The following is a 17,941-nucleotide window of genomic DNA, read 5'->3' as shown; positions in this document are numbered from 1 at the left end:
ATCAGTTGGTTAAATTAACTGACTTAATTGTAATAGGTTACCGGCGACACCGTTAATATATAACTCGCGATGTTCATTAGTTGGCAGGTTAATCGTTAATTCATGCCATGCCGGTCGATAGCTGCCAGTGCGCTCAAAAGTGATATCAATGCGGTGATTATCGGTCGTCACCTGCCAACTCAACCACAATGCATGGCCTTGCTGCCAGCGGTGGCTTTCACCATCATCGTCAAACAGTATCCCACTGGATTGGCCGCCCCCTTTGGTCGGATAAAGTGCCAGTTCGCGTTGAGAGTCCAGGCTGGCATTAACAAAGGCAATACGTCGTGACAACGGCAGCGCGGCACCGGCCCGTACCAATAATGGCAAGCGCTCCAGTGGTGCCTCTAAAATGATAGTTTGCCCACCGCTGTACCATTGCCCGGTATGAAAACAATACCAACCAATATTATTATCCGGTAAATAAACTTCACGCTGCCGTTGGCCTGATTCCACCACGCTCGCGACCAGTAAATCACGGCCCAGCATAAAGTCGTCATTTTCTTTAAACGTGTGGCTATCCTGTTCATGATCGAGGAAAGTAGGGCGTAACATCGGCTCATCATCGTGAGTGGCTTGCCATTGCAGCGTGTAAAAATACGGCAATAATCGGTAACGTAGCGCCATGGCATCACGAATCATCGGGGTCGCAGCAGGGTACATCCAAGGCTCATTTACCGTGTTGTCTTCATTCCATGAATGAATAGTAAATCGTGGATGCATCACACCGTTTTGTACCCAGCGGATAAACAGCTCCGCTTCTGGTTTATCGCCAGAAAAACCGCCGACATCGTGACCCAGGTTGTATAACCCGGACAGGCTCATGCCTAGCCCCATGCGGATGTTGTAACGCAGTGTTTGCCAACTGGTACGGTTGTCGCCACTCCAGGTTTGGGCGTAGCGTTGCATACCGGCGCAACCGGAGCGCGATATCAGATATGGGCGTAGATCTGGAGCAAATACTTGTTGAGCTTCCATTGAGGCACGCATCATCAGTAAGGGCATTACTGGCCTGATATGTTTGATCGCGATAGATTCGCCGAATCCATAGCAGCGTGCTTCACCATCCCACACTTCGTATTCATTATTATCATTCCAGGTCGAACCTATCCCCAGTTCCAGCAGTTGTTTAGTGACGTTCTCTTGCCACCAATCCACGGTTGCAGGATTAGTGAAATCAAGATGAGAGCCTTCGTCGTCCCAGAATGAAGATCGTTCTGGCAACCCAGTTTCACCATCACGGATAAATAACCCATTTTCTGCAACATTCTGATATTGAGGATGATCCTGTAACAAACAAGGTTTAATATTGGCCGCCAACCTGATCCCCGCCTGTAGGAATGAATGGCTCATGACCTTGGGTTGCGGCACTTTGTCGTAATTCCAGTTAAAAACATAACGCTTGTTCTTGATGGAGGTATAACCAGATGAGAGCTGGAAAGAATCACAGGGAATATCATGCTGCTGACACAAAGTAATAAACTTTTGCAATTGCAGCTGTGCATCAGGGGCATCGGTGTAATGCATGGTTGAACCGCTGTAGCCAAGGCTCCATTTTGGGCCAAATTGGGTCTTGCCGGTCAGGCGGACAAAGGCTTTAGTGACATCCAACACTTTTGGGCCGAGGAATATATAGTAATCAAGGTCACCTGCTTCAGCCTGATAGCGTCGATAGGCCAGATGGTAGTTATCTATCTCGTTACCCAAATCCAACCAGCAACTGCTTAGGTTGTCATAAAACAGACCAAAACTGACATCATCACGACGGGTGATGGTAAACGGAATATGCTTGTAGAGCGGGTCAGTACTGGCGGCGTTGTAGCCCATGGCATCTAAATTGCGCATTTCAAAGCGGCGGCCTGCACGGTTAAGATCACCGGCTTTTTCGCCCAGCCCATAATATTGCTCATTGGGATAACGTCGCTGATAGTGAGCAATCGCTTCTCCTTGTGGGCTGAGTAAATAAGCGCTGGTCGGCCGGTCCGCTGCCAATGGTTGCCATTCGCCCTGTTGATTTTTATATTCCCATTCCAGATATAGAGGTTGGTGAATGGTTACTCGTAGGCATTCAGTGGTGACTCTCAACTGTTGCTCCTGCCGCTCCAATTGATACCCCGGAATGGAAAAACCGGTCAGGCTTAAGCGATCGCGCCCCGACCACGGAACATCCCCCTGTGGGGCAATACTCCAGGTGCGGTTTAATGCCAGCTCGCCATTGCGTTTAATCAGCACCCGACATAGGTTAGGCTCTAATACATACAGACAAAATATATGACGGTCATCAACCAGTAATTCCAGATGGTCGGGAAATTCATTTATTAACTGCCAGTTTTTTAATGTTTTCATCACAGCTTATCTCTTAAAAGGAATAGCATCAGGCGGCCGGTTGGGTTTTGTTGCGGCGCTCAGCAAACAGTGCAATCAGGAACACAGCACCAATTAGATCGAAAAAACCCATGGCAATAAACAGCGGGTTAAAGCCGATGGTGTCGGAAACCGCGCCAATTAATAAGGTAAACATAAAACTGGCAATCCAGGCGGAAGAACCACGTAGACCATTGACGGTAGCCACTTGGTTTTTATCAAAAGAGTCGACCACTAATGCACTAAGCATGCAGGAAATAACCTGATGCCCGAAGCCGCCGATGGAGATTAAAGCAATTGCCAGATAAGGGTCTTTGGTGATGGCAACAAATGCCAGTGAAATCATCATAAATGCGCCGGTTACCGAACTGGCAACTACGGAATTGACACGGCTGCAACCGAACCACTTCTGATAGAGCTTGGTCAAATAGCCACTAGCGACGCTACCGATATCTGCGGCGAGGAAAGGGAGCCAGGCGAACATGGCGATCTGCTTCAGATCCATGCCCCGCTCGGTTGCCAGATAAAGTGGTACCCAGAAACTGAATACTGCCCATGCCGGTTCTGCCAGAAAAGCGGGGATAGCGATACCGTAAAATTTCTTATTCTTGCTTAAAATAGCTAACGATTTAAGGAAAGGCAGACGAGGGAGTACAGGTTCATTGTCTTGATGAATCAGTTCAAACTCTTCTTTGCTCAGATTTGGATGCGTATCCGGTGAATGGTAAAAACGCCACCATAACAGAACCCAAATCATGGCCAATGCACCGGAGAATAAAAATGCGCCTTGCCAGCCCAGAGCCACATGTGCCAGTACGATAATCGGTGGCGCTAACATCGCACCAATAGAGAAACCGACTCCTGCCCAACCCGCCGCAATGGGACGTTCTTTTTTCGGGAACCAATCAGAAATCGCTTTGGCATTTGCCGGTGTTGCCGCAGCCTCGGCACTGCCCATAAAGAAGCGCAACACTGCCAGTTGGAACCAGGTACCAGCCCCAGCGTGCATCATGCATACCACCGCCCAGACACTGGCGCAGACCAGGAATCCCATCTTTAAACCGATGACATCGATCAACCAACCACAGAGTGGCTGAAAAACGGTGTAGGCCAATTGAAAAGATGCCACTATCCATGAATATTGTTCCGTGGTCATATTCAGGCTGGTCTTTAGCTCGGGGGCGAGGATACCCAGAGAGTTACGGGTAATATAGTTAACTGTGACCCCAAGTAGAAATAGTGCCAGCATCCACCAGCGCAGTGACTTTACTTTTCGCCGCCCGATAACCTTAGCGGATTGATTAATCTCAACACTCATCCCTGCCTCCTGATGTTAGTCGGTAACAAATTAGCCGAACCAACTTATTGTTTTGGTATGATCCATTTTTGATGATTAAGATTATGCTGAGTTTTAATGTGACGCCCATCACAATGAAATCAACAAATAAAATCCATTCAATTGATATATCTGGTTTTTTATATTTTACCCTAAGATAATCGGACTGATATATTTTTAAAATTGGTTTACCAAAATAAGGTAACTAGCTTAAATTGGCTTTAATACGCGTTTTTTTGAAAGGATTTTCATGGGCTGAGTGATATTTCAGCCTTTATATTAGGTAATAGCCTAAATAAGCCATTTGCCCACCATGAAAATTTTTTCATCTGCTAATTTGAGAGAGATCACAAAATGAATGGAAAGCTAAAAATACAAGAAATAGCCAATCAAACCGGTCTTTCAATTAGCACGGTATCGAGAGTATTAGCGGGTAAAGCCAATACCAGTGTGAAAGCGAAACAGCAGGTAATGGCATATGCACAATCGCAGGGAATTTTGCAGAATTTGTCCAGTGGGCGGCTGATGCTAAATAACATTATGGTATTTGCCCCACATCGGGCCTTTGATGTTCGTACCGATATTTTTTACTACAAAGTCATTCAGGGTATTACCGAAGCGGTTAGCCAACATGAAGTCATGATCCGTTACTGTGGGTTATCTGAAACCCACAGTGATATTTCGTTGTTCCTGGAGAAAATGACCAATCCCCAAACCGAGGCGGCAATCATTATTGGTATCGATGATCCGCGTATTCATGCATTAGCGGCTGGAGTGAATAAGCCATCGGTTTTAATCAATTGCCGTGATAAAGAAATGTCACTGGATAGCGTATCACCTGACCATCAATTGATTGGTGAGTTTTCTACTAACTACCTGATCCAACAGGGGCATCGGCGTATTCTGACCCTACAATGTCTACGCCGTAACACCATGGAGCTACGGTTGGTGGGGATTAAAGAGGCCTTCGCCAGCAATAATATGAGTTTTGATGATAACCAACATCTGGTAATCACTCATGGCTTTGGTGCGAAAGAAGCCGAGCAGGCGATAACCGCAGTTTTCATCGTCTGTGAGGATAAGAGCCAACTGCCGACGGCGATTTTGGCAGGCGGCGATTATATGGCAGCTGGTGCGGTTAATGCGCTGAATAAATTGAGAATAAGTGTACCTGATAGAGTATCCGTAATGAGTATGGACGGTTTTAATCTGGCCGATATTCATGACGTTCCGCTGACTGCGGTGCATGTGCCTCGTGACGAGTTAGGGGCAGAGGCTATTCAGTTATTACAACGGCGCTTATTACGCCCAGATGCTCCCTTCAGTAATACCTTATTACAGGGGAAGCTAGTGATCCGTTCCTCGGTGAAACAAATTAATCAGAAAAGAGCGATGCCTACAGCGAATAAGCCCGCGGATCAATTATATGATTTGTAACGCTTATACGATGTCAGAATAGTTTTACGAAAATAGAGACCGATCACCCACAAGTAGGCAGTTACCGCTATAGTTTACAGTTAAGGTTACCCGCTGGATGGGGTTGAAAAAAATCGGGAATAGACATAAATAGGTTTTATCTAAGTCTGATGGGGATATACCTAATCAAATATTGAATGTAAGGATATTACCACATGGAATTTAAAGACTATTATGCGGTGATGGGAGTAGAACCAACAGCCTCCCTAAAAGAGATTAAAACAGCTTATCGTAAGTTGGCGCGCAAATACCACCCTGATGTCAGCTCTGAACCCGATGCTGAACGTCAGTTTAAGGAGGTAGCCGAGGCTTACGAAGTATTAAAAGATCCTGAACGTCGCGCCGAATACGACGAGTTAAGGCTGCATCGCAATGACCCCCGTTTTGCGCAGCAACAGGCCGCCTATAATTCAGGTGGTCAACAATGGCACAACAGTGCGGGTGGTGGCTCTCAGGACTTCTCGGATTTCTTCGAATCCTTCTTTGCTAACCGTGGCTCTTCGACTCATCATTCAACTCATCGGGAGTCTCGGGGTGTACGTGGCCAGGATCTTGAGATGGAGTTACCCGTCTTTTTAGACGAAACCTTAGCAGAACAGTCACGCTCAATTTCTTACAAGATACCGACCATTGATGCTTCGGGGTATCCGGGGGCTGAGACATCAAAAACGCTGAAGGTAAAAATTCCTGCGGGGGTGAGGGACGGTGAACGTATTCGTCTTAAAGGGCAGGGAGCCCCTGGTTTTGCTGGTGGTGCCAACGGCGATTTATTCCTGATTATTCGTCTTGCGCCGCATCCGTTGTTTGATGTTGATGGTCAGAACTTACAAATAGTGGTGCCGTTAGCCCCATGGGAAGCGGCATTGGGTGCCAGTGTTGAGATACCGACACTGACGGGAAAAATTGCCTTAACGATCCCGGCGGGTAGCCAAAGTGGTCAGCGATTGCGTATCAAAGGTAAGGGTCTGGTCAGCAAGAAAGGGACTGGCGATCTGTACGCAATTCTCAAAGTGGTTATGCCGCCGAAACCGGATGAGAAAATGCGGGCACTTTGGCAACAACTGTCAGAGCAGGCGTCATTTAATCCTCGGACCGGGTGGGAGTAACAGATTATGGCTGAAATAGAAATTACCTACACGGTGACTGAATTATGTCAGTCAACGGGCATTATGCAGGATGAACTTGTCGAGGTCGTCGGGCTGGGTGTGATTGTGCCGTTAGACCCCTCAGATACCGTCTGGATTTTTGACGCCGATGCCTTGAGCTGCCTTAAACGCGCTCAGCGCCTGCAAAATGAGTTGGATCTGGACTGGTCTGGGGTCGCGATGACCTTGACGCTGCTTGAAAGAATTGAGCAGCTAAAAAAAGAAAACGATCTACTGCGCAGGCAGCTCGATCGTTTTTTGCAAACATCTTAATATTATCGCGACGGGTTGGTGCTTATGCAGGCCAACCCGACTCAGAGACTGTCTATGACAGACTCTGTTTATTAAAAATATTAACTGATTGATAATAAAGAGTATATATCACTGTTTCACCGTTCAACTGCACCGGCTCAGGAAATTGCCCTAAAACAGGTGTTTCTCCCCATGCTCTGGCTATAACAACCTTAAAGGGTCACCGAGGCGGGATCATCACCAGGATCTCGATAGCAGTTTGTCGCATTAATCATAATAAAATCGAGAATAGGCTGATTATTTAATAATTAATCTCTTGGTAGTCGCGTAACACGAGTGGTATGTACTACATTTAGTAGGCTGCTGACTAATAATGCAGTATCAAAGATGGCAACAATAGTTTCAAGGAGATAGTATGAGTAAAATAACTGGTTGTTGTTCAGAAGATAATCACCCGAATAGCCGACGGAACGTGCTAAAAGCCGCATTGGGTATCACCGCTGCGAGTGTCATCGGGGGGATTGGGCTAGGCTTACCTCAAATATCGTATGCCGCCGCTCTGACCAAAGAAGAACGAAATAATTTAACGCCAGCTCAAATAGTTGAAAGTTTACAACAGGGTAATAAACGGTTTGTTTCCGGTAACATGCAACAGCACGATTATCTTGCACAAAAACGTGGCAGTGCAGAAGGGCAGTTCCCCGCAGCTGTCATTTTGAGTTGTATTGATTCCCGCGCCCCAGCAGAAATTATTTTGGATACAGGCATCGGTGAAACATTCAATGCCAGAATTGCAGGTAACATCGCTAATGATGATTTATTAGGTAGCCTGGAGTTTGCTTGTGCGGCTGCGGGCGCTAAAGTTATCTTAGTGATGGGGCATACAGCTTGTGGTGCAATTCAAGGTGCGATCGATAACGTTGAACTTGGAAATCTAACTGGCCTTCTCAATAAAATTAAGCCAGCAATCGAGTCGACCCAATTTGATGGTGAAAAAAGCAGTAAAAATGAAAAATATGTCGATGCAGTAGCGAAAAATAATGTGAAGCACACTATTGATGAGATACGTAAAAATAGTGAAATAATCAGAAATCTAGAACAAGAAGGGAAAGTAAAAATAGTGGGTAGTATGTACAATCTAAATGATGGTGTAGTCGAGTTCTTTATGTAACACCTACAGTTTTATCCTATTCCCCTCCCCTTGAGTAATACCGAGGGGAATATCCACGATGACTTCCTCCGATACTGTTAAATTAACCTGCCTTTTATTTTTTTTATTGCTCGCCGATCCTTGGCGGAAGATGATATTTGTGGTTATATGAGTAAAGGCAGCGTTGTAATATGTTTGTCACAAATAGAGTCTATATGTCTATGATGATTAAAATTTAGCGGTGTACTATATGGTTTATATAAACTAATAAAATTAAGCTATGGATAACTGTAAAGATAGTACATATATATGTTATTATTTTGTTTCTTTAGTGAATAACTTGAGTCGATATTATTAAATAATATTTATCCCTTGAATTTTTTCATCATTATTGTATTTTAACCTCAGTGATTACATATGACTTTCTAAATTAATGAAATAAGCCTTAAACATTCAAAATAAGAATGTTAATGATATGGATTTATAGTTATTATTGTATGTTATGTATTTAAATAAAACATTACGCGTTGCTATTATCTTGACTAATTATGATCGGGTCATTTTATTTATTAATGATAGTGTTTTATGCATAAATTAGTTGTTAAATATAATTAAAATATATAATTTAATTTGTTTATTCATCAAATGAAATCAATAATAATCACTTATTCTCTTATCACATTAATAGTGTGATTGGTTGTTATTAACTGAGTGAATGTATTTAAGGGGTTTTTTATGTATGTTGATACAGTCTCTGTTGTTTCCGGTAGCAAGTTTATTGATATTAATGGAAAAGGGGTGATTGATTATGAAAAAGAGATATCACTGGATTGCTGTATGAATAAGATTCATTTTCATACTAAAAAACTGACTATTGATATTAATGAAAAGCAAAAGAGATTGGTCATGTGTTTATTTAATGATGTAAACCGTAAGCAAGATATTATCAAGGTTGTATGGTATGAAAACCATAAAAGTATCTCTGATAATAACTATCACCAGTTGGTACATAAATTTAGAGCGCATTTAAAAAGTGCAGGCATACCCGATGGCATTGTTAAAACTATAAACAGATATGGTCTTAGGCTTGATTCTGGAATATTGAACTCCATGGTGTCAAATACGATGGGTGATAGATTTGTTGGTTATTAAGAATAGGCAATAATTTTTCATTATGAATGAGAGGTAAGGGTGTTATCATTGTTTAATAGGATAATAATAACACCCTGCCGAAAATTGATGAATAGTAAAAAAGATTTACTATTATTATTTATAACTTCATTGATTCTATATCAACTCTATATTGCATTTTATTCAATGGTAAATAAGTCGGAAGCGCCTATTCCAATATTATATGAAGGTTACAGCGGAGATGATGACAGTTTAAATGATAGAATTAAAATGATAGAGGAAATAAAACAGTTTATTATTTTTAGAGAAAAAACCAGCGATAACCAAATAAATAAAAAAATTAAAACTATTAACGATGTTATTAATGCGCCGATTTATACCGGGAAATTGAAACTGGTTGGAGTGCTTAAACATGCGGGAGAATCTAAATCTATCGTAATACTGGAATTTGATGGGATGCAGAAAACATATTTTATTAACGATAGAGTAGCGGTAAATAAGAGTGCTGTTACTATAATTAAAATACTTATAGATAGGATCATAATCAATGAAAACGAGTCTTATTACTCATTGAATATATAATGATAAACACACCCTGAATTATGACGGAAGGGGAGTATCTATGTACTGCAATATTTATACATGGGGTTTTTATCTCAGGCTGACTAAGTTTATTTTAAAATGCACCATTGTAAGGTTAATAAAAGTAAAAATAATAACATTAATTATATTTTTTTCCATAGAGGTAAATAGTGCTACTTTCTCAGTCTCCTTCATCGATGCAGATATAAAAGAGTTTATCAATACAGTCAGTAAGAATATAAATAAAACTATAATAATAGATCCTAAAGTTAAGGGTTTAGTCAGTGTCCGGAGTTATGAGTTATTGGATGAAGATAAATACTATCAGTTTTTCCTTAATGTCCTGGATGTTTATGGATATACAGTGGTAGAAATGCCCAACAATATCTTAAAGGTAATACCATCGAAGCGTGCTAAAGGTTCAGTTATTCCTATATTAAAGAATTCTGAAGAAACTAATGGTGATGAGTTTATCAATAGAATATTTACTCTTAAATATATTTCAGCTAAGAACCTGGCTCCATTACTACGGCAGTTAAATGATAATTCTGAATTCGGAAGTATTATCCATTATGAACCGTCAAATATTATATTAATTACGGGGCGTGCTGCTGTGGTTAATCGCTTATATTCAATTGTAAATATATTAGACCAAGCCGGAGATACAGATATTGAACGCTATAAACTGAGCCATGCAGTTGCAAGTAATGTGACGAAACTGGTAAGTGAAGTGATAAATCCAATAAATTCTGGCAAACAAGAGTCATTTAATACAGGGAAAATTATTGCTGATGATAGAACCAACTCAGTATTAATAAGCGGTGATAGCCACATTAGAGAAAAAGCCATAAAAATGATAAAGAATCTTGACTATCAAGAAAATAGCGATGGCACAACGAAAGTTATTTATATGAAATATGCCCAAGCATCAAAGCTATTGGATGTGCTAAATGGAGTAAGTCAGGGGAAATCTAGTGACAAAAAGATAAATCTATCGAGTAAAAATCAGAATAGAAATGTTGCTATTAAAGCATATGACCAGACTAATGCTTTAGTTATTACAGCAGATCCAAAGATGATGAAAGAACTCGGACAGGTTATTGAAAAATTGGATGTTAGACGTGCCCAGGTATTAGTTGAGGCCATCATTGTTGAAACTCAAAATGGTGAAGGGCTGAATCTTGGTATTCAATGGGCTAATAGCACCTATGGCGGAGTCAATTTTCTCCAGAATTCAGGCAGTGCAAGAGACAGTAGTGGGCAGTCTTTGCCCATGGTTATCGCGGGATTAACCACTGGTTTTTATAAAGGGAATTGGAGTGGCCTATTTACTGCACTGGCTACCAATTCAAATAATAATATTCTTGCCACACCAAGTATTGTCACCTTGGATAATATGGAAGCTGAATTCAATGTGGGTCAGGAGGTTCCAGTACTGACATCGACGCAAACAACGGCTACAGATAAGGTATATAACGCTATATCAAGGCAAAATATTGGTGTCATGCTGAAAGTAAAACCACAGATAAATCAAGGGGATTCAGTTCTGCTTGAAATAAGGCAGGAGGTATCAAGTGTTGCGGAGGCTTCTGATGTTAATGCCAATAGCTTAGGTTCAGTTTTTAACAAAAGAGTTGTTAATAATGCAGTATTGGTAAAAAGTGGTGAAACCGTTGTTGTTGGTGGATTATTAGATAAGAAAGTGAATAAAACAATAAATAAAGTTCCGATATTAGGAAGTATACCATTTATAGGTGGTTTATTCAGGCAAAGTAAGGAGAAAATTGAAAGAAGTAATCTGATTTTATTTATTAAGCCAACAATACTCAGGGATACCGATGAATATAGCTTAGCAACAGCAGAGAAGTACACTGAGTATAATAAAAGCAATATAAGTAAAGAGGTCATCGGTGGATTTAATGAATTCTCACATGAAGTGATGGTGAACACAATTAATTATGATGAATTTAATAATATTAAAAAAGATGTGATGAGTTTTTATAATGCAGTAGGGATAAAATTATGATTCAAGATGGAAATGAGTCACTACCCTTAACTTTTAGCTGGTCAAGAGATAATGGTGTTATTTTATTACCAGCAGATTCTGGCTATCGAATTATTTGCCGTTATTCAGCTTCTCTTGAAGCAATACTTGAAGGCAATAGAATAGCTAATCAACCAGTGGGAATTGATTTTGTTACTGATGATGAGTTTGATAATAACCTATCTACTGTATACCAGAATAGTTCAACACAATCATATAAAATAATGAATGCCATAAGTAATGAAATGGCTGTTTATCAATTTACAGGTGAATTACCGAGTGATGAGGACTTATTAGACACTGATAATGAGGCCCCAGTAATTAGATTGATTAATACAGTTTTAGCTGAAGCAATTAAAGAGTTGGCTTCAGATATTCATATAGAATCGTTTGATAAAAAACTGATTATAAGATTTCGTATTGATGGTGTATTACGGAATATACTAGAGTTGCAACGCAGTGTGGCGTTATTATTGATTTCACGCATTAAGGTTATGGCTAAACTAGATATTGCAGAAAAACGTATTCCACAGGATGGTCGAATTACGTTGAATTTAGCAGGGCGGGCTTTAGATGTACGGGTTTCGGTTCTACCGTCAAATCATGGTGAGCGTGTAGTTATGCGTCTGCTGGATAAGAGTAGCATTAAATTAGATCTACAATCTTTAGGAATGTCACAAACAAATTGTAGCTCAATGAAAACACTCGTGCTTAAGCCACACGGCATCGTCTTGATTGTCGGCCCTACCGGAGCAGGAAAAAGCACAACGCTCTACGCGGCCTTAATGGGAATCGACTCGCATAAACGTAATATTATGACGGTAGAGGATCCTATTGAATTTGATATAGATGGGATTTCTCAGACACAGGTAAATTCAAAGATTGGGATGACTTTCGCCCGTAGCTTAAGAGCAATACTGAGACAAGATCCAGATGTCATTCTTATTGGTGAAATACGGGATGTGGAAACAGCCCAAATAGCAGTGCAAGCCTCGTTAACTGGCCACTTAGTTTTATCAACATTACATGCTAACAGTGCTGTAGGTGCAGTCACCAGGCTCAAAGATATGGGGGTTGAACCATTTATGTTATCAAGTTCATTATTGGCTGTTTTGTCTCAGCGCTTGGTTAGAAAATTATGCATTGAGTGCCGACAGACCTATTTATTGACACCTGAGGCACTACAAAATCTAGGTGCTCATTATCAGATGGTGGCGAAAAAATATGGATACTCCGCTATGGGGTGTAGTCAATGCAATGCCACAGGTTACCGCGGTAGAATAGCATTACATGAGCTCCTGATAGTAGATAATCAACTGCGAGAAGGGATTTATAAAGGAGATAGCGAATTCTATTTAGGCAAGTTGGCTCAAGGGAAGATACGTAGCATTGAACAAGATGGTATAGATAAAGTTATCGCTGGTTTAACAACGATCGAGGAAGTCATCACGATAAGCTTAGAGGATCAGCATGAGTGTATTTAAATATGTAGCTATTAATGATCATGGGATTAAAGTAACAGGAAATGTTAATGCTGAAAATATTGTAGCGGCCAGACATATTCTTTACCAAAGGAAAATGAAGATATTAAAAATAAAAACTCATAAAGTAAATAATATCATAAAAATAATAAGGAGTTTTAAAATAGTTAATAGCAACGATTTGGTATTAGTTACCAGGCAAATGTCTACATTAGTCAATGCGGCAATACCTTTAGATGAGTCTCTAGAGATAATTGAGAGACAAAACAAGAAAAGCAATATCAATCGTGTGATTCATGATGTTAGGAAGAAAATAACTGAAGGCTATTCTTTCTCAGATTCGCTATCATATTTTTCGACGATTTTTAATTCATTATATAGGTCGATGATCGCTGCGGGTGAGTTATCAGGTCATTTAGGAATGGTGCTGTCTCGGCTTGCTGATCATATTGAACAAACACAGCGTTTGCAAAAGAAAGTAGTACAGGCGCTCATATACCCTACCGTTTTAATTTTTATATCTATAGGTGTCATAGTTATACTATTATCTATAGTGATTCCAAACATAATAGAACAATTTTCTTTCGATATTAATGCACTCCCAGTATCAACCAGAATTTTAATGAATATAAGTCATTGTATGAATAATAACACCTTCCTGATAATTTCGATAATTATTATAGGTTGGGTCGGGTTGACTAAATTTTTAAAGATAAAAAGTGTAAAGGAGTTTTTGGATTGTCATTATTTGAAATTACCAATGTTAGGAAAAGCAATTTTTAGATTAAACATATCGCGCTATTTAAGAACTCTGACTATTTTAACGTCTAATGGTATTAGCTTAATACAGGCAATGAAAATAAGTAATGCTGTATTAACTAACTTATATATTAAAAAACAGCTGATAAATTCAAGCAAATTAGTTAGTGAAGGTGGTGATCTAACCTCTTCATTGGCCCTTAGCCGAGTGTTCCCTCCTATCATATTACATATAATTTCATCAGGTGAGCGTAGTGGGAAACTGGAAATCATGTTGGAAAAGGCTACTGTTATTCAAGAGGATGAGCTAATTATTCAGATAAATATATTTATAACCTTATTGGAACCAATAATCATGGTTTTCATGGCTACATTTATCCTTTTTATTGTTTTGGCTACATTCCAACCAATATTGCAAGTTAATAGTTTAATTATGTGATGCTTTATAAGGATATTTATGAGTAATATTAAAACAGGTGGATTTACTTTATTAGAAATTATGGTGGTGATCGTTATATTAGGCCTTCTGGCAAGTTTAACCGTACCCAGTTTGATGTCCAATAAAAATAGAGCGGATAAACAAAAGACATTAAGCGATATTGCCTCTCTGGAAAATGCATTAGAGATGTATAAACTGGATAATGGCGCTTATCCCACAGAGTTACAAGGAATTAACGCATTGATTATTAAACCAATATTGTTACCTATCCCCAAAATCTATCCCCAATATGGATATATTCGTAGATTACCACAAGATCCATGGGGAAGTTCTTATCAGATGAATAATCCGGGAAGGTATGGAGAAATAGATATATTTTCGGCCGGGCCAGATAGAGTTCTGGAAACTGAGGATGATATTGGTAATTGGTTAAATTAATGATAAGTAAAAACATAGTGTGATATTTTGCAGCCATATTAAATTACACACCGAAAAATAGGCGATAACTTGCGTAATTATATGGGTTTTTCATTATTGGAAGTTATGGTTTCATTAGCGATTTTTTCTATTGTTGGCATTGGGATTATGAAGGTAATTAATGAGAAGTTAATATGGAGCAAGGTTTTGGAAAATAAAATAGTCTCATCCTGGGTTGCTGATAACGTTTTAGCTGAAATGAAATTAGTAAAAATTAAACAAACAGATAATTGGCTAAAAGGGCAGGAAATCATGATGAATAAAGTATGGTATTGGCAATATAAAGAGATAAAGCTTCAGAATGAAAACGTAAATAAAATTATTGTAGAGGTTCGCAGCCAAGAAAGTAATACCACTCCCGATTTTATGCTTGAAGGATATCGTGCTATCAATGAGTAATCGCAGATTCAATGGTTTTACTTTGTTGGAAATGTTACTTGCTGTTATTATTTTTACTGTGATGAGCTTGGCTATTTATCAAACTCTGATGCTTGTTGCTAAAGGGAGTGCTACAGTTAATAATAAATTCAACATAATTAATTCATTACAAAAAGCGATTAGTATACTAGAATACGATATTTCTAATGTATTAACATACCCAGAGTCATTATTAACCAATGCCTCTAAGGTTTGTTTTAATATGGGTCCAAAACTATTGGAAAGTGATGGTGTTGGTTTTTATTTATTATGTAATGAAAGTATTAGTGACGATTTCCCTTTTTACTATCAATCAAAAAATGTTGGTTATAGGTTGAAAAATAAAAGCTTAGAAAGATTGTCTTATGTAGTATCTGAAAATAGCGATAAACAACAATTGAATATTTCAAAAATTCTTAATGGTGTTATAGCATTCCGTATGCGTATATATCACCAGGGTACGTGGCTAACTATATGGAATGAAAATGTTTTTCCACCGCAAGGGATTGAGATGATTATTGAATTGGAAGACATTGGCATAGTGCGGCGAGTGATTATTTTTAAATAATGGCACTCTAAAATTGAGATAAAGTTAATGAGGCAGAGAGGGATCGCTTTATTATTAGTACTCTGTATTCTACTGTTAATGAGTGGAATGGTTACTACATCGCATTACCATTGGTCTAAAATGTATTCTCTTTCAGAAAGTAATAAAAAAATAAAATTAGAAAAATGGCTGTTATTAGGCAGTGAAACAGTACTGTTAGCTGAGATGTTTGAAATACCACCGAGTAATACCTATTCGGAAAGTATAGCTACAGGGATGCGAGAATACTCACAATTAGTTAATGTAAATAACAGAGGTTTTTATTATAAGTTAATTGATAAAACGAACTGTTTTAATATTAATACTCTTAAAGAGTATCTAATTAGTGATGAGGGGGGAAATGTATATTCATGGGAGGTTTTTAAAAATTTACTGAGTGAAAGTAGTATTGTGACCCCGGAATTTAATGATGTCATAGAAAAAATAAGATATTATTTTAAACTAAAATTAAGTGAGGGTGTTAATGACCAAGAAAATAGTAATCCAATGTTTATTTTAAAAAAAGACCATTTGTTTGAGGTGTTAATCGATACGATATCTGATATCGACAAGGATTTTTTTTTACAAATAGCGCCATTACTTTGTATTAGAAATGACAACTCATTATTAATAAACATAAACATGTTAGAAACTGGTCATAGTAAGCTAGTTCAGGCGATGTTCATGAATATAATTAATGAAAAAGATATTATCAAAACTATTCGATCTAAACCTGATAATGGCTGGGACAGTGTACCCACTTTCCTTGATTGCATGTTAAATAATGCGGTTATAGAAATAAGTGATGTGCGCAAAGTAAAAGAAATAGTTATGTCAAGGTTTTCGCTAGATGAATATTTTATTTCATCAGTACTTTGGTTGAAAAATAAAGATGCGTATTATCAATTGACGACTTATTTTCATATTAAACAGAAAAAAGTTACTGTACTACGACGGAGGTATGAAATTAATGATAAATATAATGAATAGGGATGTCTCTCAAGGAATGCTTCTCATTCGACTGGGAAGTTATGTAAGTGACCCTATTTACTGGTATATGATAATGCATGATGGTAATAATAGTAAATATGGTAAGCTAGAAAATCATACGGAACTAAAAAATATTTCAATATACTTTAATTACAAGGTTAAAGTATTGGTATCAGCAAACCATATTATTTTTCGTAGACTTGATGTCAAAAATATAAAGATAAAAAAGAATATTAAAACCATTGAATTCTTAATTGAGAAGACAATTTTTGGTAATATTGATAATTTCCACATCATTAATTTGAAATGCGATGGTGATTTTTGCTACATAGCCGCTGTTGAATGCGAGTTGATGAACCTTTGGCTAGGGTGGTTAACGAGGGCTAATATTTACGCGGAAGTTATGATGCCCGATGTATTAACACTACCTTTTAGCGATGGAAAATGGTCTGCATTCAAACTTAATAACGAATGGTTAATCAGAAAAAATGAAATGTCTGGCTTTTCTGTTAGTGAGAATATATTAGAAAAAATATATTCATCAGGTTTTTTTTCATCTTCTATGAATACATTTATTTCTTCTAATAATAAAAAGATAAGTTGGCCATGGCCAACCACAAAATATTGCGAAGTACTTCGAATTATGGCTAAAAACATTGAAGGTAGTGATGTCAATTTTCTTAGTGGTAAGTATAATCACCATAAGGTCATTCTAGTTGATAACAATTATATTTTCAGAGTCATCTGTCTTTGTCTGATATTATCTACTGTAATATGTTTGAATTATTTGTTTGATAAATATAAAATAGAAAAGGATATTGATGTGTTAAATCATGTGTCGCAAGGATTCTATAATAACTTTGCCCCCGAAAATAAAGATCATTTAAATAAAGAAAGTGATTTTATTGAATATGTTTCTAATTATAATGTAAAATCACTTGAGCCTGATTTTTTTAGTTTGTTGTATTCATCAGGCCATATTTTTAGTGATATGGATATGGATATGGATATGGATATGGATATTGATGTAAATAATATCTATTTTGAGCGAGATCAGCAGACCATTTCCTTTAATACAGTAACTATAGGCAGCGGAGTTAAAGATAAAGTGTTAGAGGGGGGAGATGAGAAACTTAAGCGTTTTAATATATCTATATCCTCTAATGATGATGGGACACACGATATTGTTTTTAAATTTATACCATGAGTTGGAAACTTATCCCTGGTGTCTACTTTGTTAGAATACCTAAACTTACCCTTCCTTTTTTCATAT

The 17,941-nt window shown here is 38.4% G+C and carries 16 protein-coding genes; 14 read left to right on the top strand and 2 right to left on the bottom strand.

From position 1 onward, the window contains the following. Positions 1 to 9: 9 nt before the first annotated feature. Together AEP37_RS07105 and AEP37_RS07100 are read right to left on the bottom strand one after the other, a co-directional pair. Positions 10 to 2,385 (bottom strand): glycoside hydrolase family 31 protein, encoded by a 2,376-nt coding sequence (locus AEP37_RS07105; protein ID WP_049611859.1) that lies wholly within the window; start codon positions 2,383 to 2,385, stop codon positions 10 to 12. A gap of 28 nt (positions 2,386 to 2,413) precedes the next feature. Then, positions 2,414 to 3,721: an MFS transporter gene (locus AEP37_RS07100; protein WP_049611857.1), complete on the bottom strand. Its 1,308-nt coding sequence runs from the start codon at positions 3,719 to 3,721 to the stop codon at positions 2,414 to 2,416. 372 nt (positions 3,722 to 4,093) lie between these two features. On the opposite strand from AEP37_RS07100, the gene AEP37_RS07095 reads away from it, so the two are divergent. The 14 genes from AEP37_RS07095 to gspL all read left to right on the top strand — a co-directional run bounded on the left by AEP37_RS07095 (position 4,094) and on the right by gspL (position 17,875). After that, positions 4,094 to 5,176: a LacI family DNA-binding transcriptional regulator gene (locus AEP37_RS07095; RefSeq protein ID WP_049611856.1), complete on the top strand. Its 1,083-nt coding sequence runs from the start codon at positions 4,094 to 4,096 to the stop codon at positions 5,174 to 5,176. Between the two features lie 194 nt (positions 5,177 to 5,370). Further along, positions 5,371 to 6,321, top strand: coding sequence for a curved DNA-binding protein (gene cbpA / locus AEP37_RS07090; protein WP_049611854.1), 951 nt, complete (start codon positions 5,371 to 5,373; stop codon positions 6,319 to 6,321). Positions 6,322 to 6,327: 6 nt separating this feature from the next. Beyond that, on the top strand, positions 6,328 to 6,633 hold the full coding sequence (gene cbpM, locus AEP37_RS07085) for a chaperone modulator CbpM (protein WP_049611853.1): 306 nt from the start codon (positions 6,328 to 6,330) through the stop codon (positions 6,631 to 6,633). Between the two features lie 394 nt (positions 6,634 to 7,027). Continuing rightward, the gene (locus AEP37_RS07080; RefSeq protein WP_049611852.1) at positions 7,028 to 7,783 is read left to right on the top strand and encodes a carbonic anhydrase; all 756 of its coding nucleotides are present in this window, start codon (positions 7,028 to 7,030) and stop codon (positions 7,781 to 7,783) included. 714 nt (positions 7,784 to 8,497) lie between these two features. Next, positions 8,498 to 8,914 (top strand): winged helix-turn-helix domain-containing protein, encoded by a 417-nt coding sequence (locus tag AEP37_RS07075; RefSeq protein WP_049611851.1) that lies wholly within the window; start codon positions 8,498 to 8,500, stop codon positions 8,912 to 8,914. 87 nt (positions 8,915 to 9,001) lie between these two features. Then, entirely contained in the window at positions 9,002 to 9,475 is a 474-nt protein-coding gene (locus AEP37_RS07070) for a type II secretion system protein N (protein ID WP_049611848.1), read from the top strand. A 40-nt stretch (positions 9,476 to 9,515) separates the two neighbouring features. Beyond that, positions 9,516 to 11,501: a type II secretion system secretin GspD gene (gene gspD, locus AEP37_RS07065; protein WP_082170712.1), complete on the top strand. Its 1,986-nt coding sequence runs from the start codon at positions 9,516 to 9,518 to the stop codon at positions 11,499 to 11,501. After that, positions 11,498 to 13,003, top strand: a complete 1,506-nt coding sequence (gspE, locus tag AEP37_RS07060; protein WP_049611846.1) for a type II secretion system ATPase GspE — start codon at positions 11,498 to 11,500, stop codon at positions 13,001 to 13,003. The genes gspD and gspE overlap by 4 nt, the downstream gene beginning before the upstream one ends. Continuing rightward, entirely contained in the window at positions 12,990 to 14,198 is a 1,209-nt protein-coding gene (locus tag AEP37_RS07055; protein ID WP_049611845.1) for a type II secretion system F family protein, read from the top strand. The genes gspE and AEP37_RS07055 overlap by 14 nt, the downstream gene beginning before the upstream one ends. Positions 14,199 to 14,216: 18 nt before the next feature. Then, a complete protein-coding gene (gspG, locus tag AEP37_RS07050) occupies positions 14,217 to 14,636 on the top strand; it encodes a type II secretion system major pseudopilin GspG (protein WP_049611844.1) in 420 nt (139 codons plus the stop codon). A 69-nt stretch (positions 14,637 to 14,705) separates the two neighbouring features. Further along, entirely contained in the window at positions 14,706 to 15,074 is a 369-nt protein-coding gene (gene gspI / locus AEP37_RS07045) for a type II secretion system minor pseudopilin GspI (protein WP_235801382.1), read from the top strand. Beyond that, the gene (gene gspJ / locus AEP37_RS07040) at positions 15,067 to 15,660 is read left to right on the top strand and encodes a type II secretion system minor pseudopilin GspJ (RefSeq protein WP_049611843.1); all 594 of its coding nucleotides are present in this window, start codon (positions 15,067 to 15,069) and stop codon (positions 15,658 to 15,660) included. Before gspI ends, gspJ begins: the two co-directional genes overlap by 8 nt. 87 nt (positions 15,661 to 15,747) lie before the next feature. Continuing rightward, the gene (locus AEP37_RS07035) at positions 15,748 to 16,668 is read left to right on the top strand and encodes a type II secretion system protein GspK (RefSeq protein WP_162208240.1); all 921 of its coding nucleotides are present in this window, start codon (positions 15,748 to 15,750) and stop codon (positions 16,666 to 16,668) included. Next, positions 16,640 to 17,875, top strand: coding sequence for a type II secretion system protein GspL (gene gspL / locus AEP37_RS07030; RefSeq protein ID WP_082170711.1), 1,236 nt, complete (start codon positions 16,640 to 16,642; stop codon positions 17,873 to 17,875). Before AEP37_RS07035 ends, gspL begins: the two co-directional genes overlap by 29 nt. Positions 17,876 to 17,941: the final 66 nt, after the last annotated feature.

This window comes from Yersinia pekkanenii (genome assembly GCF_001152565.1).
In the GTDB taxonomy this organism is placed as follows: domain Bacteria; phylum Pseudomonadota; class Gammaproteobacteria; order Enterobacterales; family Enterobacteriaceae; genus Yersinia; species Yersinia pekkanenii.
This window is presented reverse-complemented; position numbering and strand designations above follow the sequence as displayed.